Consider the following 4,912-nt stretch of genomic DNA (forward strand, 5'->3'; position numbering starts at 1 on the left):
ACCCTGCCGCCCGACCTCGGTCTCGACGAGGCCGGGCGGCAGCGGGGCGTTGGGGACGAGACTTTCAGGACAAGACTCTCAGACAGGGGCAGGGACGTAACGCCTGGCGACCGGGTCGTAGGTCAAGGGGCGGATGGGGATGGCGCCGTTGGTGGTCTGCGGCCCGTACGTGGCATCGTCGCGCAGGCCGGGGATGTGCAGGCGGCCGAGCTCGAAGCCGGCCTGCTGGAAGGTCCCGTAGTTCAGTTGCGGTCCGGCCTTGTCGGCGAGGGCGGTGAACAGCGCCAGGGTCTGGCACGCGGCTGCGACCGAGGCGCCGGGCTGCGGTTGCCCCGACGGCACGGTGGCGGGGTCCGCGAGTTTGCCGGTGAGTGCGGGGATGGCCTGTTCGACCGTCCGTACGCAATCCTGCATCGCGGGGTCGTTCCAGTCCTGGACCTGGGTGGCCGCGACCGAGCCGTCCAGGATGCCGAAGTCGTGCGTGCCCTTGTCGGCCAGATACGCCGTCGGGGCGATGGTGAACAGCAGCTTCGGACGCCAGGCGGCCTTCTCCAGAATCTGCGGGAGCGTCATGGATATGGGGCCGACGAGCAGCAGCGTGTCGGCGCCCTCGGCCTGGGCCTTCTGGAGGAACACGCCCGCCTGCTGTGCGTAGGCGGCGGCGTCGCCCGCGCTCGCCGGCATGTACCCGGTGGTGACCGGGGTGACGCCGAGGCGTTGCAGGGCCGGCAGGACATGCTTGTCGACCGAGGTCTTCTCCGTGGCGTTGGCGACGACGGCCACCTTGCGACCGGCGAAGTCGCCGCGTGCCGCGAAGACTTCCATACCGCCGACGGGCGAGTCGTCGCCGACGTAGTAGGTGAACCACGGGGCCCGCGCCCGGGCGGCCGACGCCTTGGACTGGGACCAGCCCACCATCGCCGTCCGATGGGTGTCCGTGTAGCACAGGGCCTGGTCTTCCCGAACGGCTACCGCCAGCACGGCGAAGACGTCCTTGTCCTCGGTGAGTTCGACGCAGGTCTGCTGTGCGGCGGTGGGCGATATGAGGTTGGCCTTGCCGTAGACCGGCACGATCTTGCGGCCGTGGATGCCGCCGGCGTCGTTGATCTTCTTGATGAGCGCGTTGTAGGTGGCCTCGTAGTCCCCCTGATCGATGGCCACGAACTGCTGCACGCTGGAGAAGTCCGGATAGGCGATGCCGAGTTCGATGGTGTCGGACGTGACACCCGGGGAGGCCGTGGAGGCCGCGGACGGACCGGCGGACGAGGCCGAGTCGGCCTTGTTGTCCTCGACCGTACAGGCGGACACCGCGGCGAGAAGCGCAGCGGCGCAGGCGAGAAGGCGGATACGGACGTGGTTACGGGTGGATCTGGCCAGGCGCATGCGACGTGCCTTTCCGGCGGGGCGAGGATGTCCTACTCCAAGGGCGGAGAAGACTCAGCTAAGGTCCAAGGCATTTAGCACAGGACAGGATCAGGCCGGAATAATCACAAGTCAATGGGCTATCGAGGTGTCTGACAATGTTCTAACGTACATAGCCATCCGTGGGCTTCGCGTCCCTCGGAAGACGACGTGTGCCCCGGGAGGCCATATGCCCGTACTGGCCGCGCTGCTGCCGATCGTGCAGGCCATGACCGAGGCGGCGGCGCTGCTCCCGCCCGACATGCCGCCCGCGGCGGTACGCGAACCGAGCCGAACCGCGGCGCGCAACGCCCCCTACGCCGAGCCGGTCCCGACCGGGGCCGAACTGCGCGACGAGGAGGTGCCGGTGCGCGTACCCTTCCCGGATCGCGTCCTGGTGCGTGTGTACACGCCACCAGGCGACGCGCCCGCGTCCGGTCGCCGCGGCCACGTGTTCCTGCACGGCGGCGCGTGGTGGCTCGGATCGGTCGACCGGTTTGACCCGTGGTGCGGAACGCCGGCCGCGGTCGCTGACTGCGTCGTGGTGTCGGTGGAGTACCGGCTCGCACCGGAGTTCGCGTACCCGGTGGCGCTGGAGGACTCGGCAACTCGGCTTCGACAACCGCGTCGCCGTCGTCCCTGGTGCCGGCCGCGTGTCCGTCATCGCCGTGGAGGAGCGGCAAGCGGTGCCGTCCTCGCAGGCCATCCCCATCGCCGGGCACTGCGAGGGCGTGTCCCACCGGGGATAACGATGCCCGGTTCATACGCTTTTCCCATGTCCGATGCGCGCCGCCCGCTCCGTCCCACCTGGTCGACCTGCAACGGAAGGTGTTCGAGGCGCAGGACGCGGTGCGGACCTTCGCGACACTGCACCGGCACGGACGGCTGTCGCAGGAGGAGTCGGTGCAGTGGGCCGGACTGTGCGACCGTGAACGCGAGGCGGTCCTGGCACTGAGGCGGACGATCGACACGGACGTCGCCCCCGACCAACGGCCGACGACGAGCTGGGCACTGCGCAAGGCCGCCCGCGGCAAGGACGACCATCCGGCGCCATGATCGTCCGGGTGGGACCATGGGAGTGGCTCGGGGCCGTCCGACCCCCGGGAGCACCTGTGGCCCGACCGTTCTGGAGCGGGGCGATCAGCTTCGGGCCGGTCGGTTCTCTGAACCAAAGCGATGTGCCCCCAGTTGCTTATGTCATTACTCGTTTCGTTCGGGTGATGTCTGTGCGACACACCGCGCCGCGCGACGGTCGGCTGGCGTTGTAACGCTGGGATAGCGGTGACCGCCAACCGCGCGTTCCTCGGGGAGACTCCATGCGCACGGGCCGTACCGTGCCTGCCCCGGACGCTGCGCGCGTCGGCAGCGGCGCCTTCACCTTCCCAGGACCACCGGCACCGTCGCTGGAGCGCTTCCCGGAACCGCCGGCGCCGCGGTCACGCGCAGCGGGGATCCGGAGCGCGCGGACCGCCGTCAGATCTGTTGCCGCGGCAGCACCGGCGGTCGAACGGGCCCGACGAACCATCCGAACAAGCCGCGCGGACGGGCTCCTCACTCCGGTGCGCTCCCGAGGCGGGGCTTCGCGGGCAGTTGCCCGGTGGCGAACTCCAGCACAATCTTGTCCCATGCCCGGTGGCCTCGCAGCATGGCGTGGCCCTGGCGGGCGAGTTCGATTCGATGGATGTCGTGGCCGGCCGCCATCGCCCGGGCCGCGTACATACGCGACGCCTCCGGCGCGGTGCGCCGGTCGCCAAGGCCGTGGACGATGAGCACCGCACGCTTCGCGAGTTGACGTACCGGGTCGCCCGCCGGGGTCCAGGGGGCGAGCGCACAGACAGCTGCCACGGACGGGTGGTCCGCCACCCAGAGGGCCGCTCTGGCTCCCATGGAATGTCCGACGAGGATCACCGGCACGGACGGGAAGCGGCTTCGCAGTGCCTCCAACGCCCACCGTGTGTCGTGCACCGGATCGGCCCGGTCACCGTTCCACCCCCGCAGCCGGTAGCGCAGCAGCGCCACCGCGACACCGTCCGACGCCAAGCGACGGCGCAGCGTCCGCGCCATCACGGCCATGCGCAAATAGGCCGGGTCACGCCGCGACGCCAGACTCCTGCCGCGCGACCGGCCTCCCGGCAGGACCAGCAGCACCATGCGTGGCGGCACTATGCAGTCGGGCGGAGTGAGTGACAACCGGGGTGTGGCCGGGACGGGGACGGGCGTTGCCGAGCGTCGCAAATACATGCCCTTCGTTCGTCACAGGCCGGCGGGGGGATTGGACGCCCTGATTGTCCGTCGCCGCGTGCGAGCTCGGTTCCTGCGCGGCTGCGTGAGAGTGCGGCCGCGGTCCGCGAGATAGTGCAGGGACTTGTCGGCAAGGATCTGATAGGCGTGGGCGGCCCGGTGGGGCCTGAGCTTGGGTGACGCGCGTAAGCGGGTATACGGGCCGGTCCGGGCGCTTCACGTGCGCGTGGCGGTGCCGGTGGCCTGTGGTGGGAGGTCTGCGGCGCGGTGGCGCTTGTTGACGTGGCGGCGGCGGGCGGTTTCGGGTTCGAGGTGGAGTCGGGCGGCGATGACGGGCCAGCTGTCGCCGTGTTCGCGGTCGTGGGCGACTGCGGTGACGGTGAGGGTGTCCAGGAGCGCGGCGAGGGCGGGGACGTGTGCGCTGAGTGCTTCGGGGCCTGCCGTTGCGGCGTTGTTGGCTGCGGCGGCCAGGAGTTCGGCGGTTGCGCGGAAGTGCTGTGCGAGGGCCGCGCGTTGCCGGTCGTTGGGGGTGGGTCGGCCGCGTTCGCGGTGGCGCGCCTGGCGGCAGGCGGCCGAGCAGTGCCGCTGGGTGGCGGGGGCGTGGGCGGGGAGGGGGCGTCCGCAGCGCGGGTTGGCGCACGCGCGTGGGGTCATCGTGGGTCCCGGACGTGGTGGCTGCTGAGGGGGCGGTCCGGCGGTGTCCTGGTGGGAAGAGCGTCTTTCAGCGGACGATGAGGGTGCCGGTCATGAACTGGTGGATGGTGCACAGGTAGTCGTAGGTGCCGGGGGTGGTGGGGGCGGTGAAGCTGCCGGTCTGGCCGCCTTCGATGGTGCCGGTGTTGAAGGCTTTGTCCTTGACCGCGGTGGCGGTGTGCGGCGAGTCGTCCTTGTTGACGACGGTGACGACCGCTGCCGGTGCGACGGCGAGGGGCTTGGGTGCGAAGTCGAACTGTGAGATGGTCAGGACGACTTGGCCTGTCGCGGGTGGCGCGGCGACGCTGCCGGGGCTGGTGGACGGCGGAGCCGTAGGGCTCATGGAGGAGCCGTCCGATGATTCGGAAGAGCCGGAGCAGGCGGTCGTCAGCACCAGCAGTGCCGGGACCATGAGCCCCATCATCTTGCTGCGTCGACGATTCGCAGAGCGGGGCGTCCTGCGGTTCACACGGACCTCGATAATGAGTTGGGCACGTCGGTTGCGCGCAGCGGTGTGCTCGCCCGGGTGGGCGGCCGGTTGGCGTACGGCGGCCGCCCACCCGGATGACCGCCCGGG

Annotated in this window: 5 protein-coding genes and 1 pseudogene; 2 read left to right on the forward strand and 4 right to left on the reverse strand. The window is 70.4% G+C overall.

The features are described 5' to 3' along the window. Positions 1 to 78 precede the first annotated feature (78 nt). Positions 79 to 1,383, reverse strand: coding sequence for an ABC transporter substrate-binding protein (locus tag ACRX5S_RS30520; RefSeq protein ID WP_436776385.1), 1,305 nt, complete (start codon positions 1,381 to 1,383; stop codon positions 79 to 81). 280 nt (positions 1,384 to 1,663) lie between these two features. Here ACRX5S_RS30520 and ACRX5S_RS30525 point away from each other — a divergent pair. Both ACRX5S_RS30525 and ACRX5S_RS30530 read left to right on the forward strand, forming a co-directional pair. Continuing rightward, a pseudogene (locus ACRX5S_RS30525) lies at positions 1,664 to 2,026 on the forward strand (alpha/beta hydrolase); the annotation flags it as partial. A 203-nt stretch (positions 2,027 to 2,229) separates the two neighbouring features. Then, positions 2,230 to 2,457, forward strand: a complete 228-nt coding sequence (locus ACRX5S_RS30530; RefSeq protein ID WP_436776480.1) for a hypothetical protein — start codon at positions 2,230 to 2,232, stop codon at positions 2,455 to 2,457. Positions 2,458 to 2,952: 495 nt separating this feature from the next. Here the strand turns inward: ACRX5S_RS30530 and ACRX5S_RS30535 are convergent, their stop codons facing one another. From ACRX5S_RS30535 to ACRX5S_RS30545, 3 genes are all read right to left on the reverse strand, one after another. Beyond that, the gene (locus tag ACRX5S_RS30535; protein WP_436776386.1) at positions 2,953 to 3,552 is read right to left on the reverse strand and encodes an alpha/beta fold hydrolase; all 600 of its coding nucleotides are present in this window, start codon (positions 3,550 to 3,552) and stop codon (positions 2,953 to 2,955) included. A gap of 306 nt (positions 3,553 to 3,858) precedes the next feature. Further along, positions 3,859 to 4,296: a hypothetical protein gene (locus ACRX5S_RS30540; protein WP_436776387.1), complete on the reverse strand. Its 438-nt coding sequence runs from the start codon at positions 4,294 to 4,296 to the stop codon at positions 3,859 to 3,861. 67 nt (positions 4,297 to 4,363) lie between these two features. Further along, entirely contained in the window at positions 4,364 to 4,747 is a 384-nt protein-coding gene (locus ACRX5S_RS30545) for a cupredoxin domain-containing protein (RefSeq protein ID WP_436776388.1), read from the reverse strand. Positions 4,748 to 4,912: the final 165 nt, after the last annotated feature.

Origin of the sequence: Yinghuangia sp. YIM S09857, from assembly GCF_051388915.1 — a bacterium.
GTDB lineage: Bacteria > Actinomycetota > Actinomycetes > Streptomycetales > Streptomycetaceae > Yinghuangia.